The following is a 22,284-nucleotide window of genomic DNA, read 5'->3' on the forward strand; positions in this document are numbered from 1 at the left end:
TATAAAGTATAGAACATCCTGAGTAATCAGACTAATGACAAATTTTAATTTTCTTGTACCTCCTTTTGACACACTTAATATGGAACAGCGACGCTGGGTATCCGCAAGCGTTGATATTGAATATTATCCTGAGGGTGAGGTAGTTTTATCTGCAGAAGATAAGCCAAACTATTTGTTGATGATCATTAAGGGACATGTAAAACACGAGGAAGGAGGAGAAATTAGCTATATTTACGGTCCAGATGAGTGTTTCGATGCACGGGGTATTATTGCTGGACAAATAAACGGCTATTTTAAGACAGCAGAAGAACTCATTGTTTATCGTATTCCAAAACTTACCATTAATAAACTCATCGCCTCCAATAATGAATTTGGATCTCTCCTGTTTGCAGACTTATCTAATAAGTTAAGAGCTAGAGAAGAAAGAACTAGCCAAAGAGAACTACATTCATTAATACATTCAAAAGTGGAAAGAACTTTTATAAGAACTCCAGTTATCGTTAGCCATACAACAACTATTTATGAAATTTGTCAAAAATTAGAAAAAGAAAATCTGACTCATCTGCTGATAGAAAACCAAAATCAGTTAGGAATTTTTACTGCAACAGACTTATTAAAGGCCGTACTTACTGACCGTGACTTACATACTTTGGAGGTAGGACCCCTCGCTACTTGGTCGCTGGTGGAAATTGATACGCAAAAATCAGTCCTAGACGCACTCATTTTAATGATTCGTCATAGTATTCATCGTTTAGTAGTAAGAAACGGTAAAGAATTAGTGGGAGTACTCGATCAATTAGATTTAATGAGCTTTATTTCAAACCATTCTCATTTGATTTGGTTGCAGATTCAACAGGTAAATAAACCAGAAGAATTAAAACAAGTTGTAGATAATTTAACAAAAGTGATTCAGTTGCTGTGTGAAAGTGAAGTTAAAATTTCTATGATTTCGCAATTAATTACTGAATTAAATAGAAAGGTTTTTACCCGCCTTTGGCAGTTAGTGGCCCCTTTTGAAATACAGCAAAATAGTTGCGTTGTAGTCATGGGAAGTGAAGGGAGAGGTGAGCAAATACTCAAGACAGATCAAGATAATGCACTAATTATTAATGATTCATTTAGAAGACCTGATATAGCAACTGTAGCAGAGAGTTTTAATAATTACTTGGAAGAACTAGGCTACCCAACCTGTTTGGGTGGTGTCATGATGCGTAATCCACTGTGGTGTCAAACCTTAATAGAGTTTAAAGAGTCTTTACGACAGTGGATTTATCACCCCAGTCCAGAAAATCATATGCGTTTAGCTATATTTTCTGATGCAGAAGCGATTTGTGGAGACCCTTTGTTATTAGAGGAGTTGAAAACATACTACAGAGAGCGACTAGGAGACAACCCTTCCTTTTATTCTCAATTCGCTCGAGCAGGAGAGTTAGAAGGAGATTCTAACATCAGTTGGATCGGTCGCATATTAGGAAGTGCCACAGAAAGTAATCTAATTGATATTAAAAAGATAGGAATATTTCCAATTGTTCATGGGGTTAGAAGTCTCTCGTTAGAATTAGGTATTAAAGTCACCAATACGAACGAACGAATTACGGAATTAACAAGACTGGGGATGTTGTCAGAGGAAATGGCTGTTGATCTGTCAGAAACACTTGGTTATTTAATGAGTCTACGACTCAAACGAGGTCTTCTGCAACTGTCTATGGGATTACATCCTGATAACCAAATTGACCTTACTCAACTGTCTACTTTAGATAAAGATGTGTTTAAGGATGCGTTGCAGATTGTAAAACGGTTTAAACAGCTTGTTCATTATCATTTTAAAATCGATGCGTTTTAATATTTGGCAAGTACTTCTAAACCGGTGGTACAAAAAACAGTTAAAAAAGTCTGAATATGATTTTTTATTAGCGCCACCACCAGCAAATGAATGGGTCAGTTTAGATTGTGAAACAACGGGGCTTAACCGAGAAAAAGATCAAATTATTGCCATTGGTGCAATTAAAATAATTGGTAATCAGATACTTACCAGTGAAAAGCTTCAATTATTTATCAAACCGCAAGGCCAAATTCATTTTAATAGTATAAAAATTCATCGTATCAGACACAAGGATTTATCATCTGCAATCGATCCCATTAATGCTATTGATCAATTAGTACGTTTCATAGGTAGCAGACCTTTAGTGGGCTATTATTTGGAGTTTGACGTGGCTATGATTAATAAACTATTGATCCCAATGATTGGTATTCCCCTACCGCAACAAAAAATAGACGTATCTGGCTTATTCTATGATTACAAATTCAAACAACATACGGACAGTAATGTAGATTTACACTTCAACTATATTTTAAAAGAGCTTGAAATTCCTAGTTGGCCGAACCATGATGCAATTAATGATGCTTTAATGACGGCATTAATGTTTTTAAAACTCAGAAAATTACTAAAATTAAAATAAAAAAAGGGCAGAAAATCTTCTGCCCTTTAAATGAATCATAATTAATTAGTGTTTAGCTGGTTTTTCTGCACCAATTCCTGTCATAGAGCGAATATATTGATCCTCAAATTTCTCTCTTTCTTCTTTAGCAGAACTTGAGTTATCTGTAATGGAAAAGAACCAACAGCAAATAAAAGATAAGATCATTGAGAACATGGCAGGATTTTTAAAGGGCACAATGGCTTCCTTACCCATATGAAAGGTATCCACCCACATAGACTTAGTCAGAATAATCAAAATCACGGAGCTAATTAGCCCAACTAAACCACCTATTACTGCGCCACGTGTTGTCATATTCTTCCAAAACATCGACATGATCAGCACGGGAAAGTTAGAGGAAGCAGCCACGGCAAAGGCAAGGCCCACCATAAAAGCAACATTTTGTTTTTCAAAAACAATACCGAGTAGTACCGCTGCAACTCCTAAAGCCAAAGTGGCTATTTTTGATACTTTAATTTCTTGTTCGTCTGTGGTTCTCCCTTTGGCAATAACGTTGGCATAAATATCGTGTGATACCGCTGAAGCGCCAGAGAGAGTTAGACCTGATACCACAGCCAAGATAGTTGCAAAGGCTACTGCAGAAATAAAGCCGAGGAAAAGATCTCCGCCAACTGCATCTGCTAAGTGAATAGCTGCCATATTGTTACCGCCTCGTAGAGCCAGTTTTCCGGTAACAAGCATCTTAGCGGTATCTAAATACTGTGGATTTTGTGTTACATAGATAATAGCGCCAAAACCTATAACAAAGGAGCTTCTTGCAAAATAGCTGAACGCAATGGTTTCAGCGGGGAAAGTCTCACCTTTGGGTGAGTTTTTTCACTTTTCAAGCGATGTTTTTCGCTTTACCCGTCCGAAATCATCGATTCTGCTCCGTTATGCCCATAGGCTACCGCGCCGACTTTCGCCAACGCCCCTTTTACTGTCTTTTACCTGTTAGTCTTGATGCGGCTACGTCAGTAATCGCATCAACTGCTCTGCCGTCAACGCCAGCATCCCGAACATCAGGTGCGACATGACCTTCGCATTCCCTCTGACCCGAACATACCGGCCGCCGTAATCATCCTTCAACCTGGCATTTATCCGCTCAGCCTGACTGCGTTCCTTGTATCGCTGCGCCTCGCTGGGCGTAAACTCGATCTTCTCGCCCTTGCGCGGATTGTGATCAATCAGCGGCACATGTCCCAGACTGCGACTGTGGTCCCGCAATACGCTGCTGCAATAGGCCGCATCCATCAAGTCATAACAATTCGTCACGCGCTCCGCTGTCATCAAAGACAGCGGCATCGCCGCCAGGCTGTCGTGCATCGAGGCGCTCGATAACAGCGCGCTCACCGGAATACCGCAGTCCGTTGTATCAATATGCAGCTTGTAGCCGTTCCAGCTATTCTTGTAACCCTGCGCGTTGCACTTGCTGCCCCGATCACACTCACGCGGCAATTCCTCAAGCAGTTCAGCCAGCGGTTTGCCGCGTTGCTGTTCAAGCTTTCCCAGCTTTGCTTCACGAATTTCGCCCTTGCATGGACGCCCGCGTTTCTTTGTCACTGCAGGTTCCGATACCTTGGCCCTTTTGGCCGGTTTCTCGCGGGACTCAATCGCCGTGCCATCACGGCTGATATGTCCGATCAACTGTTCGCCCAAGGTTTCTTTCACCAGAGCAGCATGCGTGCGCTCCGCTAGCCCCGCTTCGGCAAATTCTGCAAAGGCACGCGAGAAAGTCGCTTCGCTCGGCAATTTACGCCACATCGAGAAACCACAGATGCGCTTTAACGCGCGATCCATTGCCAAACGTTCAATCAGCCCGGCAGTTGTTGATATGCCCAATATCGCCTTGGCAACAAAGGCGTTCGCCAACATGCCCCGATCATGCTCAGGACGACCGTAGCCGCCCCAGCTCGAACTCACAAATTCCTCGATGCGCACCCATTCCAGAGTATGAACCACCTGCGCCAGTTTCGCTGTCAGCGCGCCTACCTCGTCCCGCAATTCCGGCATCAATTCGTGTTGAATGACATTCCATCGTTGCATAATTCCATTGCGTTGCGTAGTATTCATATCGGGCGTTGATCAAGTCTTCAGAACCTTAATCTTGCCAGCAATGGCCGCCCACTTCTACCTGTTTTTGCCATTTATCCGGCAATTAATTCCGCTCAGATAGGGTGTTTTGCAAGAGCCTCAAAGGTCAATAAATAAAAATAGCCAATGAAGCCTGTTGCGTACAACACAGACTTTCTGGCTTCCTTTGCGTTACCAACTGTAAAAAAGCGCATTAGTATATGTGGTAACCCCGCTGTACCAAACATTAAGGCCATACCAAAGGAAACCGAATCAACCCAGCCGGGTACATTTATTCCCAAGAATATTTGATCTTTTATTGGCGAGGGCGCCATGATGCTGTGTCCATCGCTATGATGAACTTGCCCGTATATTTCAACTGCTTTTGAAAACATGGCATCAAAAGAGAAGTGAAAGTTGTTTAATACAGCAAGAGCCATAAAGGTGGCGCCAGCTAGTAGCATAACAGCTTTAATAATTTGGACCCAGGTGGTTGCTAGCATCCCGCCAAACAAAACATAAAGAATCATCAGAATCCCTACGATGACCAGAGCATAGACGTAATCCAGACCGAATAATAGTTTGATTAATTGTCCTGCTCCTACCATTTGTGCAATCAGATAAAAGAGAACTACCACCAAGGTATTAATTGCCGCCATGGAACGAATAGGCCCTTGCGCGAAACGAAAGGCAGTGACGTCGGCAAAGGTATATTTACCTAGATTACGTAGTCTCTCGGCAATCATGAACAAAATGATTGGCCAGCCCACTAAAAAGCCTATAGAAAACAATAAACCATCATAGCCTTTTGCGAAAACAAGGGCAGAAATTCCTAAAAATGAGGCTGCCGACATATAGTCACCGGCGATGGCTAGCCCGTTTTGAAACCCGGTGATCCCTCCGCCCGCAGCATAAAAGTCAGCCGCTGATTTGGTTCTGGAGGCGGCCCATTTAGTGATGAAAAGTGTAATACCAACAAATACCACAAACATAATGATGGCATGCCAGTTTGTAGCCTGACGTTCTGTTTGACCTAATTCAGGACCTACAGCAAAGCTTAGTTGACTAGCGAACAGTATAGGAAGGATCAGGGCTTTATATAGTTGTTGTTTTAAGTGGTTCATTTGGTTACCTCATCAATAATTTGTGAGTTAATTTCATCAAACTCCCCGTTTGCTTTCCAGACATAAACAGCTGATAAGACAAATGCAGAAACAATAACAGCAATTCCTACTGGGATTCCCATGGTTGTTGTGCCACCTGAAAGGGACTCTTTTAAAAATCCTGGATTCACAGCAATGATGATAGTAAAACCGAAATAAATAACTAGTTGAATAATGGTTAAGGTCCAACTTAAACGCGATCGTTTTGCAACTAATTCTGCAAATCTAGGGTGAGCCCTAACGCGAAGAGCTGTATTATTTTGCATACTTCCTCCAATGTATTAAATCAAACTCTCTATGTAGTTTTATATAGTAAAAAAATTAATTCTTTTTACATGCTTATATATTAATGTGATTGATAAATAATGCAACACTTTTTGTTTTTGCTAAAAAACGGTAACGAAATCTATAAGACCCAAATCGTAGAGAAAAAAAACCCGGTTTGTGACCGGGTTTTTAAGGTGCCTGAGTGTAAATTAGCTAAGGCTTGGCGATTACATATCCATACCCATGCCACCCATACCACCCATGCCGCCACCTGCAGGCATAGCAGGTTCTTCTTTTGGAAGCTCAGCTATCATGCAATCAGTGGTTAGCATTAATCCTGCAATACTTGCCGCATTTTGTAAGGCAGAACGTGTGACTTTGGTTGGATCAACAACACCCATGCTAACTAAATCACCATACTCACCAGATTGAGCGTTGTAACCATAGTTGCCTGTACCTTCTAGAACTTTGTTTACTACCACAGATGGTTCATCGCCACAATTAGCAATAATTTGACGTAATGGCTCTTCGATGGCTCGTGACACAATCTTAATACCAGCTTCTTGGTCTGCATTATCGCCCTTGACATCTTTTAAGATAGAACGCGCACGGAGTAAAGCAACGCCACCACCAGGGACAATACCTTCTTCCACAGCGGCACGCGTTGCGTGAAGAGCATCTTCAACGCGAGCTTTTTTCTCTTTCATTTCTACTTCGGTGGCTGCACCCACTTTAATAACGGCAACCCCACCAGCTAGTTTAGCTACACGTTCTTGCATTTTTTCACGATCGTAATCGCTGGTAGCCTCTTCAATTTGCTTGCGAATTTGGGTAACACGTGATTTGATTGAATTCTCGTCACCAGCACCATCAATGATGGTGGTTTCTTCTTTGCCCACTTCAATGCGTTTGGCGCGGCCTAAATCATTCAGGGTTACTTTTTCTAAGGAAAGCCCTACTTCTTCAGCAATCACAGTTCCGCCAGTTAGGATAGCAATATCTTCTAACATGGCTTTACGACGATCACCAAAACCAGGTGCTTTAACAGCGGTAGTTTTTAAAATACCACGTATATTGTTAACAACTAGCGTAGCGAGCGCTTCACCCTCAACATCTTCAGCAATAATTAATAGTGGACGTCCAGCTTTGGCTACTTGCTCTAATACGGGAAGTAGGTCACGAATATTAGAAATTTTCTTATCGTGTAAAAGAATAAAAGGATCTTCTAATAATGCGATTTGACGATCTTGGTTATTAACAAAGTAGGGGGAGAGGTATCCGCGATCAAACTGCATCCCTTCAACAACATCTAACTCATTTTGTAAACCAGAGCCATCTTCAACAGTAATAACGCCTTCTTTACCAACTTTTTCCATAGCTTGAGAAATGATTTCACCAATGGAACTGTCTGAGTTGGCAGAAATGGAGCCAACTTGAGCAATTTCTTTACTGGTTGTGCAAGGTTTGGAAAGTTTTTTAAGCTCTTCAATGGTTGCTATAACAGCACGGTCAATCCCACGTTTTAAGTCCATGGGGTTCATTCCTGCTGCAACGTACTTCATTCCTTCCTTAACAATAGCTTGCGCTAAGACTGTAGCGGTGGTGGTGCCATCACCTGCGATGTCTGAGGTTTTAGAAGCCACTTCTTTAACCATCTGGGCACCCATGTTTTCGAACTTATCTTTTAGCTCGATTTCTTTGGCAACGGATACTCCATCTTTAGTGATGGTGGGAGCGCCAAAAGAGCGCTCTAACACCACATTACGACCTTTAGGTCCCAACGTGACTTTTACCGCATCAGCTAAAATGTTAATACCAGTAACCATACGTGAACGGGCATTATCATGAAAACGAACTTCTTTTGCAGCCATAATTAAAACTCCTTAAAAGACAATTAGATGGACTAACTGATTAATTATTTGGATTCGATAACACCCATGATGTCTTCTTCACGCATCACGAGTAACTCTTCACCGTCAACTTTAACCGTTTGTCCAGAATATTTTCCGAATAACACTTTGTCGCCAACTTTAACTTCAAGGGCACGAATACTACCGTCATCTGATACTTTCCCCTTACCTACCGCCAGAATCTCACCTTGATCAGGTTTTTCTGTGGCAGTATCAGGAATTACAATACCAGAGGCAGTCTTGCGCTCTTCTTCAAGGCGTTTGACAATAACACGATCATGCAAAGGACGGATTTTCATACTACTAATCTCCTAAGAGGTAAATAAAAAGGGTTGTTAGCACTCATTGAGAGTGAGTGCTAATATATTAAGGGTGTGTCATGCAAAATTCAAGAGTTTTATTGTTTAATTTTTTATTATTCGTATTCATTGTTGGTTTAGGACTAAGTACGCCGCTTGAAGCCGATGAATTACCGGATCATTTAATAGGCATTTTACAAGAGTTGGGTATTAACCCTCATCATGTGGGGGTTGTTATTCAGAAGGTGTCCTCCCCTACTCCTTTTTTGTCTTACAACGAACGATCTAGGTACCAACCAGCATCCATAATTAAGATAGTGACCGCTTACTCTTCTTTGTCGCTTTTGGGGCCAAATTATACTTGGTCTACCTCCATTAAAGGGTATATCAGTAAAAGTGGGGAAGTTAATCAAGATTTAGTCGTCAGTGCTCAGGGGGATCCCTTTTTCACTTTAGAGGACTGGTTTAGCCTATGGCAAAACTTATATATGCTGGGTATTCACAATATTAATGCCAATATTCTAATAGATAATGATCGTTACCAAATCGACTATCAAAATCCAGATAGATTTGATCACCAAGGAGATCGCGTTTATAACTTGATACCTCATCCACTCACTATAGACTTTGACCGAGTGGCACTGATAATTACCCCAATCAATAAGACGATTCACTTAACAGCCGATTTTAAATGGAAAAATATATATTTGATTAACAAGTTAATCTCATCTAATGCAACGTGTCCCAAAGATCCTGAGGAAAACCTAAATGTAGTCACCTCCACTCAACAGGAAAAAATAGTGATTAAAGTATCTGGTGAATGGCCCCAATCCTGTGGCATTGGCCACATATCAAGAAGACTCATGACTAATGAAACAATTATTGAGAATAGTATGAGGCAAATATGGGCTCAATTAGGCGGTCAGTTTACTGGAAAAATCCTTTTTAATGGTCCCCATGAGATCTTACCCACACTAGTCGAGCATCGTTCTTTACCTCTTTTTGTACTTATTCCGTTGATGAATAAATACAGTAATAATGTTATGGCACGCATGATTTTTTTGAATACGGGTAGTGTTGATGCAGATAATAAAACCTCTTACAAGTTAGCACAGGCAGTGATCAAGCAGTTCGTCTCTAATAAGGGGCTTAATTCAACAGATTTATTTATAGACAATGGCTCAGGTCTATCCAGGCAAGCGTTTGTGACGCCCGTATTGTTAAATAGTCTATTACAGACAATCTGGCGTGATCCAGTGGGGCATGAGGTAGTGAGCTCGTTACCATTAATGGGCACTGAAGGAACGCTGTATGAAAAACAATCAAACTTAGTGGAGACTAATAAAATGTTCCTTAAGACGGGTACCTTAAATAATGTTAAGGGTGTTGCAGGTTTTGTTCAAACAAGAACCGGTGACTGGTATACGTTGGTGTGTCTAGTCAACGATGAAAACGCTAAAAAAAGTTCTCCTTTTATCCATGGCCTGTTAGATTGGCTATACTTAACTCAATAATTTAATTGTCTTTTTTCCCTAAAAGAGTAAAATTAAAAGTGATGAATCTATAAGTTAAAGATATAAATTAGTACATATTATTATGCAATCTATGATCACAAAACTCTACCTTACAGCCTTAGTATTAATGCTAGGTACAGGTTTGGCTTGCGCTCAAGAAGAGAAAGGCTGGTTTTCCGGTATAAGCGCTTTACCCTATACAAATTTCTTAGGTTCTGGCGACGGATTATCCGTTGAGAACAGTGATACTCTGAAAAAAAGATCAAACTTAATAGGCGGGGAAGGCGCAGTTCCTATTGGTAAAAGATGGAATATGTTGGGAAGATTAGGTACCGCTTCCTCAGCACACCCGTGGCTTTTCGGCGTATCAGGGAGTATGGATAGCGTAATGCCGTATGATCAAATGGGGCTGGGCTTAAGTTATAATTTAGGCGAGAATGTCTTGTTGCAAGGGAACTTGGACAGATATCAACTTAAATACAACAGAATAAATGGTGATAACGGTGTGGATTTACTGACTTTAGGATTGAAATATCGTTTTTAACGCAAAGTTGTGCCTACAACTATTCCTAGAAAAACGACACCACCGAACCAGTTATTGTGTAAAAAAGCCTTAAAGCATTGTTTGCTATCACGTTTACGTATTAGCGAAAAGTGGTACAAGGCAATAAGTGTAGCAATCAGCAAGAAAATGAAATAAACAAAGCCAAAATGTAATAAAACACCAACGATAAATAATAGGAATAAAGTTAGGGCATAACAAGACATAATAGCTAACACATCATGCTTACCAAAAAGTAAAGCTGATGAATGTATTCCTATCTTAATATCATCCTCTCGATCAACCATTGCATATTCAGTATCATAAGCAATGGCCCAAAATAAGTTAGCAAGAAGTAATAATCCTGCCACTGAAGGCACAAAATTTAGTTGTGCTGCAAAGGCCATGGGGATCCCGAAACCAAAGGCAATTCCTAGATAAGCTTGTGGAATTGATAAGAAGCGCTTTGTAAAAGGGTATGAAACGGCGAGAAATACAGCAACTAATGATAAGAAAATAGTTAAAGTATTACAACTAAGTATTAGTAAAAAAGAAAGTAAGAAAAGTAATAGAGTTAAAATCAGCGCTTCTTTGACCGTCACTTGACCGCTGGTAATAGGTCTGTCTTTTGTCCTTGCAACATAACGGTCAAACTTCCTATCGGCAATATCATTTACCACACATCCTGCTGATCGCATCAAAACTGTACCTAAAATAAAAACAGACAGTAAATGAAATCCAGGATGGCCATTGCTAGCAATCCATAGCGCCCACATGGTGGGCCAGAGTAACAATAAAATACCGATTGGTTTATCTAACCGCATCAGTTTTAAAAAAAGAGATAATTTCATGCTTTTAAATAATCTGTTAATTGACCATGCCAACGAGTCACATGATTTAATGCCATTAAATGAAACTCTTGAATCATATCATCTGCTACATTTTGTACGGTAGACAGTAAATCTTCATGTTGATCTAAGCTGGCATATCTGAATCCCGGGACACCACTTTGTTTTGCTCCAAGCAACTCGCCTGGTCCGCGAATCAGTAAATCTTGGCGCGCTAATTCAAAGCCGTCATTTGACTCATAAATGATTTTAAGACGTTGCTTAGCCAGATCGCTTAATGGTGTTTGATATAAAAGAATACATATACTGAGTTGAGATCCTCTCCCCACTCGACCGCGTAACTGGTGTAATTGAGCTAAGCCCATTCTCTCAGCATGATCAATAACAATCATCGTAGCGTTAGGGACATCTACGCCTACTTCAATAACCGTTGTCGCCACTAAAATATGGATATCATTTTTATAAAAAGCATCCATGATTGCTTGTTTTTCTAAGCGGTCCATTTTGCCATGAACCAAACCCACTTTTAAATCTGGAGAATATTGCTGTAAATAGTTAAATGTATCCCGCGCAGTTTCCAACTCTAAGGTTTCAGATTCTTCTATTAAAGGGCATACCCAATATGCTTGGTGTCCCGCTAGGCAAACCTCTCGGATACGTTGAATCACTTCGTCCCGTCTTTTGCTGTCAATGAGTTTAGTAATAATTGGTTGCCTACCTTGAGGCAATTCATTAATAGTTGAAACATCTAAATCAGCAAAATAACTCATACTTAACGTTCTGGGTATTGGGGTTGCTGTCATCATCAGCATATGAGGCTCAAATTGACCATGTTGGCTTGCTTGAACACGTAGTGCTAATCTTTGCTCTACGCCAAAACGATGTTGTTCGTCTATTACTGCTAAGCCTAGTTTAGCGAATTCTACTTCGTTTTGAATCAGTGCGTGAGTTCCAATGATTAAATCAACTGTATGGTGTTTAATATTTTGATGAGCTCCATCTTTATCTTTCTTTTTCATGCTTCCAGTTAGCCATTGAGTCCTTATTCCCAAAGGTTTTAACCATCTTTCAATTTTTATAAAATGTTGTTCTGCTAGAATTTCAGTCGGGGCCATTAAAGCTGCCTGATAACCTCCATAGATGGTATGTAAGCAAGCAATTGTTGCGATGATCGTCTTACCGCTACCTACATCTCCTTGCAACAGTCGATGCATAGGGTAAGGACGATGTAGATCAGAAATGATTTCCGCTAACACTCGTTCTTGAGCAGAAGTTAGCTTAAAGGTTAATTGCTGAATAAACTGTTGAAGCTGTTGTTTATTGCCCTTAAGTACCGGAGCTTGTCGTGTTTCACGTTGATGATAGTTAATTCTTGCGGAAATTTGCTGCGCTAAGAGTTCATCAAAAATTATTCGTTTCCAAGCAATATGTGTTTTATCTAGCAGTGAGTCAATGGAACTATTAGGAGGAGGATAGTGGAGGATTTTTACTGCCTCACTAAAACCTAGTAAGTGCAGTGGTTGTAACATTGAAGACGGAACAGTTTCTTCTAATATGTTGCTTTTAAAAGCTAATTCAATGGCCTTTTTTATAGCGTGTTGTGTTAATCCTGCAACTGTGGGGTAAACAGGAGTTAGCGTTGAAGCCAATTCTTTTAAGGGGTTAGCCACATGATATTTTGGATGAACCATCTCGATTCCGTTATACCCTAACTTAGGTTCACCAAAAAACCGAAAACTCTTCCCGGAGGATAACTGAGTAATTTGACTAGCGTAGAAATGCAAAAATCGACAAGTGATGAGACCAGAGCTATCTTTAACCTTAACTAACAACATTTTACGTGGTCGGTATAGCACTTCACTAGAAATAATTTCTCCTTCTATCAGACACTCTTCCCCTATCGCCATTTCACTAATTAAAGTGATTCTTGTCTCGTCTATATAGCGATAGGGAAAATGAAGGACTAGATCAATAACTCTTGTTATACCTAGTTTGTTAAAGAGTTTGATGGCTTTTTCATTAATCTTGAGATCAATTAATTGATCTTTCATTCTTTAGCTAATAACCATTATCCCGTCAATTTCTACTAAGGCCTGCCTTGGTAGTGTAGCGATTCCTACGGCAGCACGTGCGGGGTAGGGTTGTGAAAAATACTGTGACATATAGTCATTAACTTTTGCAAAATGAGTGAGATCAGTGAGATAAACCGTTAATCGAACCAAATCATTAATATCTCCTCCGGCCGCCTCAGCCACAGACTTAAGATTTTGTAACACTTGTTTTATTTGGTTATCAATCCCTTCCTCAAGAAGCATGGTCTTGGGGTTGAGACCTATTTGACCCGATAAATATACTGTTTGCCCTACACGAATGGCCTGTGAATAGGTGCCTATAGCCGCTGGGGCATTAGGTGTATTGATCACTTGTTTACTCATTTTTATATCCTTAAATTAGTTTTGTATCCGTGTAATTCTGACAACCTCTGGAATGTCACGTAATCGCTGAAAAAGTACCTCTAAATGACTGGTATCAGTTACTTGAACTGTAAAATTAATTTCTGAATAAGTGCCGTCAGGTTTATTGATTGACACGCTATCTATATTAGACTGAGCGTCAGCGATGGCCGCTGCAACAGTTGCTAATACCCCACGCCGATTGACAGTCATAAGTTTTATTTCTACATCAAATAATTTACCAGTATTATTTTCCCACTCAACATCAACCCATTTGTCAGGATCATTGCGATATTGCTTAATAGACCTACAATCTTGAGTATGAATTAATAAACCTTGTCCTTTTTTTATAATACCAATAATAGTGTCACCGGGAATTGGTCTGCAACAGGTTGCAAATTGTACGGCAATCCCCTCGCTACCCCGGATAGTAATGGATCCGGGCCGTTCATGATTTTCTTTTATTGTATTAGATAATAGTCCTTTAGCTACCACAATATTGAGTCTTTTTCCAAGGCCAATTTCTATTAATACTTCGTTTTGTGTTTTACAACGATCACGTTTTAAAAAGAATTCCCACTGGCTATCTGTGATATCACCGGGATTAATTTTTAAGGCACGTAATGCCTGATTAAGAAGTCGTCGTCCTAATTCGATGGATTCATCAAGAAGCATGGTACGCAGATAATGACGAATTTTAGATCGTGCCTTAGCACTGACAACATAATTCAGCCAACTCGGGTTAGGAGCACCGTTGTCTGCTGTAATGATCTCAACTCTATCTCCATTTGCTAGAGTGGTTCGCAAGGGGGATAATTCGTTATTAATTTTTGCAGCAACACATCGGTTACCAATGTCTGTATGTACATCATAAGCAAAGTCTACAGCTGTGGCACCTTTAGGTAGAGACTTGATATTCCCTTTAGGCGTAAAGACGTATACTTGGTCGGGGAATAAATCAACTTTCAAATGCTCTAAAAACTCAACCGCATCCCTACTTTCTGTTTGCATTTCCAATAATGATTGAAGCCATTGGTGGGTTTTTTGTTGAACATCGGTAAGAGGTGTTTCTGTTGATTTATATAGCCAATGAGAGGCTACCCCAGATTCTGCAATTTTATGCATATCAGAGGTTCTAATTTGCAATTCAATAGGTGTCCCATAAGGACCAAATAATGTTGTATGCAAAGATTGGTAGCCATTAGCCTTAGGAATAGCAATATAATCTTTGAATTTTCCAGGGATAGGCTTATAGAGTGTATGCAGTGCTCCAAGCGCTAAATAACATGACTGACTGTCTTTAACCAGAATTCTAAAACCATAAATATCTAACACCTCCGAAAACGAAAGAGATTTACCGATCATTTTTTTATAAATACTGTAGATGTTTTTTTCTCGACCAGTGACGGTAGCGTCAATACCATATTGTTCCAATCGTTGAGTGATAGTATTTAAGACTTTACTCACTACTTCACGTCTATTACCTCGTGCAGCTTTAACAGCTTTAGAGAGTACTTGATAGCGGTTTGGGAAGAGATAAAAAAAACAAAGATCTTGCATTTCTTGGTATACAGCATGAAGCCCTAAGCGGTTAGCAATTGGACCATAAATATCAAGTGTTTCCCTAGCAATACGTCTTTGCTTGGTTTCTTTCATGGCACTTAACGTACGCATATTATGTAAACGATCAGCAAGTTTAATCAATATGACACGAACATCACGAGCCATTGCAAGCAGCATTTTTCTAAAGTTTTCCGCTTGTGCTTGTTGTTCTGTTTGGGATTCAATGCGATCAAGCTTACTCACCCCATCCACTAAGTCAGCAATGGGTTTACCAAATTTTTCAGCAATCTCTAGAGAAGTAGTAGAAGTATCCTCAACGGTATCATGTAAAATTGCCGCAATCAGAGCTTGAACATCCAAATGCCATTCGGCAAGGATGCTGGCCACGGATAGTGGATGAGTAATGTATGGCTCACCACTTTTCCTGGTTTGTCCGGTATGCGCCTTGTCTGCTAAGTTGAAAGCAAGTTGTAACTGATCTATATCTTCAGAGCGTAAGTAGCTGGCAGCAAGACTAATGAGGGGTTTAGAGGAAACCTCTGTCAGGGTTTCAACTTGAGCAATAGTGGGCACTTCATTAACTATTAGTATTAGGTTTGTTTAAAATATCAATACCAATTTTACCTGCAGCAATTTCGCGAAGCGCGATAACAGTAGGTTTATCCCTGTTAGGATCCACATAAGCAGTTGATCCAGAGGCGATTTGTCTTGAGCGAAAAGTGGCAGCTAAGGTTAATTCAAAACGATTAGGAATGTTTTCTAATGCATCTTCAATAGTAATTCTTGCCATGATTAAACCTCTTAGCTTAATTCAAATAAGTTTTTATATTTAGGAAACTGACGACTTCTTCGATATCTTTGGCTTCGAACAATCGCTTTTAACTCTTCTAAGGCCAAATTAAAGTTTTCATTTATGATAGCATAATCAAACTCAGCTTCATGACTTATATCGTCTCTCGCCGCCTCAAGTCTTTGATTAATGACCTCTTCACTATCTTTACCGCGGCCAACAAGTCTGTGTTTAAGTGTATCAATTGAAGGGGGTAAAACAAATATGCTTATCGCATTAGGGAAGATTTTTTTAACTTGGCGTGCCCCTTGCCAATCAATTTCTAACATAACATCTTTATTTTGAGACAGTTGATCGCGAATAACTTGAGCGGAGGTGCCGTAGAAGTTACCGTAAACCTCCGCGTATTCTAAAAACATATCTTGCTTAATTAACGCGCTAAAGGTATCTCGAGTCACAAAAAAGTATTCTTTTCCGTTTTCCTCGCCAGGTCGAGGTAACCTTGTAGTGTGAGAAATAGACAAACAAACTTGGCTATCGTCCTTAATTAATGCATTAACTAAGCTTGATTTGCCTGCACCAGAAGGGGCTGAAATAATAAATATTTGTCCTGTCATTCTATATTCTGTATTTGTTCACGCATTTGTTCAATTAATATTTTCATGTCCAATGCTCCACTTGAGAGCTTATTAACTATAGCTTTTGAGCCCAGTGTGTTCGCCTCACGGTTTAATTCTTGCATGAGAAAATCAAGCTTTTTACCGATCACTCCACCTTCTTGAATAAGTCTAAGTGTTTCGTCTAGATGCAGAGTGAGTCGACTAATTTCTTCTTCAATATCCACTTTTGCCGCCATCAAGGCGATTTCTTGATAAACTCGCTCTTCATGTTCGCCACCTAAAGCTTCTTGAAAACGTAATTTTAACCTTTCTTCAAACTGTTTTACAAAGTTAGGGACCTCTGGAGTGAGCTCAAAAACTATTTTTTTTAGTGCATGAACTCTCTCTGTGAGAAATGAAGCGAGTTTCCCCCCCTCTCTCTTTCTAGAAGAATTAAGATCTATTAAAAGTTGATTAAGTATGGCTGAGGCGTCCTGCTCAACCTTGTCATTCTCTAGGCTATCAATCTGAAAGACCCCGGGCCATTTTAAAATATCCGCAACGGACAAGGGGGTGGCATCTGTAAAGACTTCTTGAATAATAGAGCTCGCTGAGCGCAATTGTTCTAAGGCAGATGTATTCAGTAAGGTTAAATTAGCAGAATGATCTCTTGGCCTTAGATCCACCCGACAGTCAATTTTTCCTCTTTGTATAGATTGGCTGATTTGCTCTCTGAATATTGACTCGAGAGAGCGTAAAGTATCAGGTAGTCTAAGCTGAATATCTAAAAAACGATGATTTACTGATTTAATATCAATAGACAGGGTACCATAGGGTAATTCCCTGATTTCGGATGCAAAACCAGTCATACTGTGTAAAGATTGGGTCATGATTTTTTTACGAAATGATAATTCGTCTATGATAACTCACTTAGGAACAATTATGAGACCAAGTCAACGACAGCCTCAGCAATTAAGAGAAGTTAAATTTACCAGACAAGCCACACGTTATGCAGAGGGCGCCGTCATGACGGAGTTTGGTTTTACAAAGGTGTTATGTACAGTAAGTATTGAGGATAAAATTCCTTCGTTTTTGAAGGGTAAAAACCAAGGTTGGTTAACAGCCGAATATGGGATGTTACCAAGGTCCACACACACAAGAATGCAGCGCGAATCTGTTTCTGGAAAGCAATCTGGTAGAACGCAGGAAATACAAAGATTGATAGGGCGATCCTTACGAGCAGTGGTAGATCTTGGTGTGCTTGGCGAGAGAACTGTACACATAGATTGTGATGTTATTCAGGCTGACGGTGGCACAAGAACTGCCAGTATTACAGGTGCTTACGTTGCGCTTCATGACGCAATTAATCTGTTATTAAATCAAGGTGTTTTAACAAAAAATCCTCTTCTTCAACATGTTGCAGCTGTATCAGTAGGCGTATTTCAGGGTTTGCCAGTACTAGATCTGGATTACGATGAGGATTCTGATTGTGATACCGATATGAATATTGTTATGACAGAGGATGGTCGATTTATTGAATTACAAGGTACTGCTGAGGGTGAACCCTTTGACCGAAAAACGTTAGATAAATTATTACAATTAGGTGAGCTAGGCTGCCAGCAACTCATTGAATTACAGAAAAAAATACTGGTTAGTTGAAGGCATGAATAAAAGAATTATTGTAGCCACTCATAATCAGGGTAAATTAGAAGAAATTCGCACTTTGTTGTTACCTTTATCCATTGCAGTGGTGGGCGCCAAGGAATTATCTCTACCCCAACCTGATGAGCCATATCCTACATTTATAGAAAACGCTCTTAATAAAGCAAGGCATGTGGCGCAATTGACTAAGATGCCAGCGCTTGCAGATGATTCTGGATTGTGTGTGGAGGTGTTGATGGGAGCACCAGGAATCATTTCGGCACGTTTTGCTGGAGAGGAGCACTCTGATGATAAAAATAATCATCAGTTACTTAATATTTTAAAAGATGAGCTCCATCGAAAAGCTCATTTTATATGCTGTATGGTATTAGTTCGTTATGATTTGGATCCAGACCCTATCATAAGCATTGGAAAGTGGTATGGAGAGATTGCTTTTGAATACGCTGGCGAAAATGGCTTTGGGTATGATCCATTATTTTATATCCCATCCTTAAATAAAACTGCCGCACAGCTTTCGGTAGAAGAAAAAAACCAAGTTAGTCATCGTGCATTAGCACTTAGGGGTATTATCCGAGCTTTAAAGGAAGATAATTTTTTTAAAGATTGAACCATGTCATTGCAAATTTTACCCCCGCTTTCCTTATATATACATTTCCCTTGGTGTATCAAGAAATGTCCTTACTGTGACTTTAATTCTCATGAATTGAAGTCGCCGTTAGATGAACGAAAGTTTATTGATGCTCTGTTATTAGATTTTCAACAGCAATTACCCCGAATTTGGGGAAGACCACTTAGATCCATATTTATAGGGGGTGGAACGCCAAGTCTGCTCTCTGCACAGTCCATCAGTTATTTAATGAGTAGCATTAGAAGTTTGGCTGTGGTGTTGCCTAACTGTGAAGTGACTTTAGAGGCAAATCCTGGCACATTCGAGTCAGTTAAGTTTAGTGGATTCAGAGAAGCTGGCATTAATCGTCTTTCATTAGGTGTGCAGTCTTTAAATGATCGTTGTTTGAAGGCCATTGGTCGTGTACATGACCGTGAGCAGGCAGTCCTAGCGATTAGTGAGGCGCGGATGATTTTTGATAATTTAAACTGTGATCTCATGTATGGTTTACCTGGTCAAACCCATGAAGAAGCAATGCGAGATTTACAGGAGGTGATATCCTTTAATCCCACCCATATTTCTTTTTATCAATTAACTATTGAGCCCAATACTTTATTTTATAAATTTCCTCCTCAATTACCAGATCAAGATGACATTGCTCTATTAGAAAAGCAAATATATGACTTATTGGCTGAGCGGTCTTATCTTCACTATGAAGTGTCTGCCTACGCTAAAGAGCAATATCAATCTAAGCATAATTTAAATTATTGGATGTTTGGTGATTATGTGGGAATAGGTCCTGGCGCTCATGGTAAGATTTCTTTTCCTGATCGCATCATTAGAACCGCAAAAATCAAACATCCTAATAACTATTTGGCATCAATTGATTCGATTGGTAAAGTAGAAGAGATGACTATTATTACCGACAGTCACCTCCCCTTTGAATTTATGATGAATGCACTACGCTTAAATCAAGGGTTTCCCCTTTCTTTATTTGAAGAGCGGACAGGTTTATCTATCAATACCATTCAGTCAGTTCTGGAATTGGCGGAAGAGAGTCATCTGATCACCCTCAGGGATCGGTATTTACGACCCACTCAACGAGGACGTCTTTTTTTGAATGACTTAATTAGTCTGTTTTTAAATGAATGAGAATTTCGATTATTATGCGATCAAATTCTCACCCTGGGGTTATTTGGGGGTAGTGTCTCAACATTCAGTACTCTTAAGAGTGGATGTTCAACCGTGTCTTCAAGACTTATTTTTGTCCCTATCAACATCGTATTCTGTTATACAGTACTCTAGGCATCTAAAGCCAGTTATAGAGAAAATTATTCATCTTATTCATCATCCCACTGATACAATTAATATTGATTATCGTTTAGACGGAACGGTGTTCCAGAAGAAAGTATGGCAGGCAATTTCTGCTATCCCTCGCGGAAGGGTGAAAACTTATCAAGAAATTGCAAACGTTACTGGTCATTTAAGAGCTGTCAGAGCAGTGGGCACTGCCTGCGGCGCCAATCCATTACCATTTATTATACCTTGTCATCGAGTTGTCGCCTCCGGAGGTAAACTTGGTGGTTTTGGGTTGGGAATTGAATTAAAAAAGAAATTATTACAACAAGAGGGAGTTATTCAGTTTCTTTAACAAAAATCAAATCCCATACACTATGTCCTAATTTTAAACCACGATTTTCAAATTTTGTTAAAGGTCGATAATAGGGTCTAGCAGAAAAATCAGAGACAGTGTTTGTTAAGGCTGTACAGTGGGACAATACTTTTAACATTTGCTCTGCATAGTCTTGCCAATCTGTGGCAAGATGAATATAACCTTTGTTTTCTAGGTGCTGTGCTAATTGATCTATAAAAGGTTTTTGAATTAGCCTTCTTTTATGATGTCTTGCCTTGGGCCATGGATCAGGGAAAAAAATATGAATACCAGTAAGACTGCTAAAGGGGATTAGATGAGTGATTACCTCCACCGCGTCATGACGTAGTACACGAACATTAGTGATCTGCTCTTGGTCAATCAGTTTTAAAATATTGCCCACTCCGGGTCCATGAACGTCTACAACAATAAAGTTTTTTTCAGGAAAGGTTTTAGCGATTTCTATCGTGGGCTCTCCCATACCAAAACCAATCTCAAGAATAGTTGGTGCGCGCCTATTGAAGAGTTCTTCAAAAGAAAGGGGACCCTGGCGAGCATTAAATACAATTCCCCAAAGTGGATACAGTTGATCAATAGCGCGTTGCTGACCCGGAGAGAGTCTACCCTGACGCAAGACATAGCTTCGAACATGTTGACCTATTGACAAAGGATTCACTAAGAAATCAATCCACTGGTAGGCGAGCTCGCTTCAGCCTGATAAGGCTTTTTAGGCATACGACCTGATAGGAAGGCTTCTCTGCCTGCTTGAACTGCTTTTTTCATTGCCGAAGCCATTAAGACTGGATGTTGTGCTTTTGCAATAGCTGTATTCATCAAAACTCCTGCACAGCCTAATTCCATTGCTATTACTGCATCAGAGGCTGTCCCAACTCCTGCATCAACAATTACTGGTACTGTTAGTTGGTCAATAATAATACTGAGATTCCAAGGGTTTAATATACCCATTCCAGAACCAATCAGGGAAGCTAAAGGCATCACTGCCACGCAACCTATATCTTCTAGTTGACGAGCTTGTATGGGATCATCGCTACAATAAACCATAACTTCAAACCCTTCCTTCACAAGAGTTTTAGCAGCCGAGAGAGTCTCTGGCATATTAGGAAACAAGGTTTTACTATCTCCTAAAACTTCTAATTTGACAAGATTATGGCCATCAAGAAGTTCACGAGCTAATCTGAGCGTGCGAACCGCTTCCTCCGCTGTGAAGCAACCTGCAGTATTGGGTAAAAATGTATATTGTTTTGGAGATAATACATTTAATAAATTTTCTTCATTAGGATGCTGTCCAATATTTGTACGCCGTATGGCAACCGTTATTATGTTCGCACCACTCTCATCTATGGCTTGTTTGGTTTGGTTAAAGTCATTATATTTACCAGTCCCTACTAACAAGCGGGATTGATACTCTTTACCTGCTATAATAAATTGATCTGTATTCATAAATTATCCGCCACCCACTGCTATCACTATTTCAACCTTGTCATTTTCTTTTAAATGATAAAAGTCATAGTCTGAACGAGTTATAATCAACCCATTTACTTCAACAGCAAAACGTTGATTTTTAATATTTAAATTATGAATCACTTTACTTAGAGAAGTATTGGGTTCAACTGAGATTGTGTCGCCGTTTACAATTATATTCATGGTTTATTTATGTTAGCATGATAAAAAGCTACAAACTTAATTCTAATATAAAATACTTACACATTTGTTTCTTTGCGGGTGTAGCTCAATGGTAGAGTAGAAGCTTCCCAAGCTTAAGACGAGGGTTCGATTCCCTTCACCCGCTCACCAAGAGAATTTACGTTGCACATTTATTGTAAAAAACCAATCAAATTATCCCTAA

The 22,284-nt window shown here is 39.8% G+C and carries 23 protein-coding genes, 1 tRNA gene and 1 pseudogene; 9 read left to right on the forward strand and 16 right to left on the reverse strand.

The window, feature by feature from the left end; all coding sequences use genetic code 11:
- Window positions 1-34 precede the first annotated feature (34 nt).
- Window positions 35-1,843 carry a DUF294 nucleotidyltransferase-like domain-containing protein gene (locus FERRO_RS02640; protein WP_056929310.1) on the forward strand — a complete coding sequence of 603 codons (1,809 nt, stop codon included), beginning with the start codon at window positions 35-37 and terminating at the stop codon, window positions 1,841-1,843.
- Window positions 1,833-2,459, forward strand: a complete 627-nt coding sequence (locus FERRO_RS02645; RefSeq protein WP_056929779.1) for a 3'-5' exonuclease — start codon at window positions 1,833-1,835, stop codon at window positions 2,457-2,459. Before FERRO_RS02640 ends, FERRO_RS02645 begins: the two co-directional genes overlap by 11 nt.
- A gap of 45 nt (window positions 2,460-2,504) precedes the next feature.
- On the opposite strand, the gene FERRO_RS02650 is transcribed toward FERRO_RS02645, so the two are convergent.
- From FERRO_RS02650 to groES, 6 genes and pseudogenes are all read right to left on the reverse strand, one after another.
- Window positions 2,505-3,275, reverse strand: a complete 771-nt coding sequence (locus tag FERRO_RS02650) for a sodium:solute symporter family transporter (RefSeq protein WP_082601154.1) — start codon at window positions 3,273-3,275, stop codon at window positions 2,505-2,507.
- 171 nt (window positions 3,276-3,446) lie between these two features.
- Complete coding sequence (locus FERRO_RS02655) at window positions 3,447-4,550, reverse strand: IS5/IS1182 family transposase (protein ID WP_056929312.1); 1,104 nt, start codon at window positions 4,548-4,550, stop codon at window positions 3,447-3,449.
- Between the two features lie 122 nt (window positions 4,551-4,672).
- Window positions 4,673-5,674 (reverse strand): annotated as a pseudogene (locus tag FERRO_RS02660) (sodium:solute symporter family transporter); the annotation flags it as partial.
- Complete coding sequence (locus FERRO_RS02665; RefSeq protein WP_056929314.1) at window positions 5,671-5,979, reverse strand: DUF485 domain-containing protein; 309 nt, start codon at window positions 5,977-5,979, stop codon at window positions 5,671-5,673. The pseudogene FERRO_RS02660 and the gene FERRO_RS02665, both read right to left, overlap by 4 nt.
- 228 nt (window positions 5,980-6,207) lie before the next feature.
- Window positions 6,208-7,851 (reverse strand): chaperonin GroEL, encoded by a 1,644-nt coding sequence (gene groL, locus FERRO_RS02670; protein ID WP_056929315.1) that lies wholly within the window; start codon window positions 7,849-7,851, stop codon window positions 6,208-6,210.
- A gap of 44 nt (window positions 7,852-7,895) precedes the next feature.
- Complete coding sequence (gene groES / locus FERRO_RS02675) at window positions 7,896-8,189, reverse strand: co-chaperone GroES (protein WP_056929316.1); 294 nt, start codon at window positions 8,187-8,189, stop codon at window positions 7,896-7,898.
- 80 nt (window positions 8,190-8,269) lie between these two features.
- Here groES and dacB point away from each other — a divergent pair, with 80 nt between their 5' ends.
- Window positions 8,270-9,703, forward strand: coding sequence for a D-alanyl-D-alanine carboxypeptidase/D-alanyl-D-alanine endopeptidase (dacB, locus tag FERRO_RS02680; RefSeq protein WP_056929317.1), 1,434 nt, complete (start codon window positions 8,270-8,272; stop codon window positions 9,701-9,703).
- Between the two features lie 82 nt (window positions 9,704-9,785).
- Window positions 9,786-10,247, forward strand: a complete 462-nt coding sequence (locus tag FERRO_RS02685) for a hypothetical protein (RefSeq protein WP_056929318.1) — start codon at window positions 9,786-9,788, stop codon at window positions 10,245-10,247.
- Here the strand turns inward: FERRO_RS02685 and ubiA are convergent.
- From ubiA to FERRO_RS02720, 7 genes are read right to left on the reverse strand one after another with little or no spacing between them, the layout of a single operon-like run.
- Window positions 10,244-11,095 (reverse strand): 4-hydroxybenzoate octaprenyltransferase, encoded by an 852-nt coding sequence (gene ubiA / locus FERRO_RS02690; RefSeq protein ID WP_056929319.1) that lies wholly within the window; start codon window positions 11,093-11,095, stop codon window positions 10,244-10,246. The two genes, FERRO_RS02685 and ubiA, sit on opposite strands and share 4 nt — an antisense overlap.
- Window positions 11,092-13,143, reverse strand: coding sequence for an ATP-dependent DNA helicase RecG (gene recG / locus FERRO_RS02695; protein ID WP_056929320.1), 2,052 nt, complete (start codon window positions 13,141-13,143; stop codon window positions 11,092-11,094). The genes ubiA and recG overlap by 4 nt, the downstream gene beginning before the upstream one ends.
- A gap of 3 nt (window positions 13,144-13,146) precedes the next feature.
- Window positions 13,147-13,527, reverse strand: coding sequence for a RidA family protein (locus FERRO_RS02700; RefSeq protein ID WP_056929321.1), 381 nt, complete (start codon window positions 13,525-13,527; stop codon window positions 13,147-13,149).
- 15 nt (window positions 13,528-13,542) lie between these two features.
- Complete coding sequence (locus tag FERRO_RS02705) at window positions 13,543-15,672, reverse strand: RelA/SpoT family protein (protein ID WP_082601193.1); 2,130 nt, start codon at window positions 15,670-15,672, stop codon at window positions 13,543-13,545.
- A gap of 13 nt (window positions 15,673-15,685) precedes the next feature.
- A complete protein-coding gene (rpoZ, locus tag FERRO_RS02710; protein ID WP_056929322.1) occupies window positions 15,686-15,898 on the reverse strand; it encodes a DNA-directed RNA polymerase subunit omega in 213 nt (70 codons plus the stop codon).
- Window positions 15,899-15,909: 11 nt separating this feature from the next.
- Window positions 15,910-16,515: a guanylate kinase gene (gmk, locus tag FERRO_RS02715; protein ID WP_056929323.1), complete on the reverse strand. Its 606-nt coding sequence runs from the start codon at window positions 16,513-16,515 to the stop codon at window positions 15,910-15,912.
- Window positions 16,512-17,387 carry a YicC/YloC family endoribonuclease gene (locus FERRO_RS02720; protein ID WP_056929324.1) on the reverse strand — a complete coding sequence of 292 codons (876 nt, stop codon included), beginning with the start codon at window positions 17,385-17,387 and terminating at the stop codon, window positions 16,512-16,514. Before FERRO_RS02720 ends, gmk begins: the two co-directional genes overlap by 4 nt.
- 52 nt (window positions 17,388-17,439) lie before the next feature.
- Between FERRO_RS02720 and rph the strand changes: the two genes are divergently transcribed.
- From rph to FERRO_RS02740, 4 genes are read left to right on the forward strand one after another with little or no spacing between them, the layout of a single operon-like run.
- On the forward strand, window positions 17,440-18,156 hold the full coding sequence (rph, locus tag FERRO_RS02725) for a ribonuclease PH (RefSeq protein WP_056929781.1): 717 nt from the start codon (window positions 17,440-17,442) through the stop codon (window positions 18,154-18,156).
- Between the two features lie 4 nt (window positions 18,157-18,160).
- Window positions 18,161-18,766 (forward strand): RdgB/HAM1 family non-canonical purine NTP pyrophosphatase, encoded by a 606-nt coding sequence (rdgB, locus tag FERRO_RS02730; protein ID WP_056929325.1) that lies wholly within the window; start codon window positions 18,161-18,163, stop codon window positions 18,764-18,766.
- A gap of 3 nt (window positions 18,767-18,769) precedes the next feature.
- Window positions 18,770-19,918, forward strand: coding sequence for a radical SAM family heme chaperone HemW (gene hemW, locus FERRO_RS02735; protein ID WP_056929326.1), 1,149 nt, complete (start codon window positions 18,770-18,772; stop codon window positions 19,916-19,918).
- A complete protein-coding gene (locus tag FERRO_RS02740) occupies window positions 19,911-20,417 on the forward strand; it encodes a methylated-DNA--[protein]-cysteine S-methyltransferase (RefSeq protein WP_056929327.1) in 507 nt (168 codons plus the stop codon). The genes hemW and FERRO_RS02740 overlap by 8 nt, the downstream gene beginning before the upstream one ends.
- On the opposite strand, the gene trmB is transcribed toward FERRO_RS02740, so the two are convergent.
- The 3 genes from trmB to thiS are packed head-to-tail and all read right to left on the reverse strand — an operon-like array spanning window position 20,401 to window position 22,082.
- The gene (gene trmB, locus FERRO_RS02745; RefSeq protein WP_056929328.1) at window positions 20,401-21,093 is read right to left on the reverse strand and encodes a tRNA (guanosine(46)-N7)-methyltransferase TrmB; all 693 of its coding nucleotides are present in this window, start codon (window positions 21,091-21,093) and stop codon (window positions 20,401-20,403) included. The genes FERRO_RS02740 and trmB overlap by 17 nt on opposite strands.
- Window positions 21,093-21,878 (reverse strand): thiazole synthase, encoded by a 786-nt coding sequence (locus FERRO_RS02750; protein ID WP_056929329.1) that lies wholly within the window; start codon window positions 21,876-21,878, stop codon window positions 21,093-21,095. Before FERRO_RS02750 ends, trmB begins: the two co-directional genes overlap by 1 nt.
- Before the next feature lie 3 nt (window positions 21,879-21,881).
- Window positions 21,882-22,082, reverse strand: coding sequence for a sulfur carrier protein ThiS (thiS, locus tag FERRO_RS02755; protein ID WP_056929330.1), 201 nt, complete (start codon window positions 22,080-22,082; stop codon window positions 21,882-21,884).
- 74 nt (window positions 22,083-22,156) lie between these two features.
- Here thiS and FERRO_RS02760 point away from each other — a divergent pair.
- Window positions 22,157-22,227, forward strand: a tRNA-Gly gene (locus tag FERRO_RS02760).
- Window positions 22,228-22,284 lie beyond the last annotated feature (57 nt).

The organism is Ferrovum sp. JA12 (assembly GCF_001431705.1).
Taxonomy (GTDB): domain Bacteria; phylum Pseudomonadota; class Gammaproteobacteria; order Burkholderiales; family Ferrovaceae; genus PN-J185.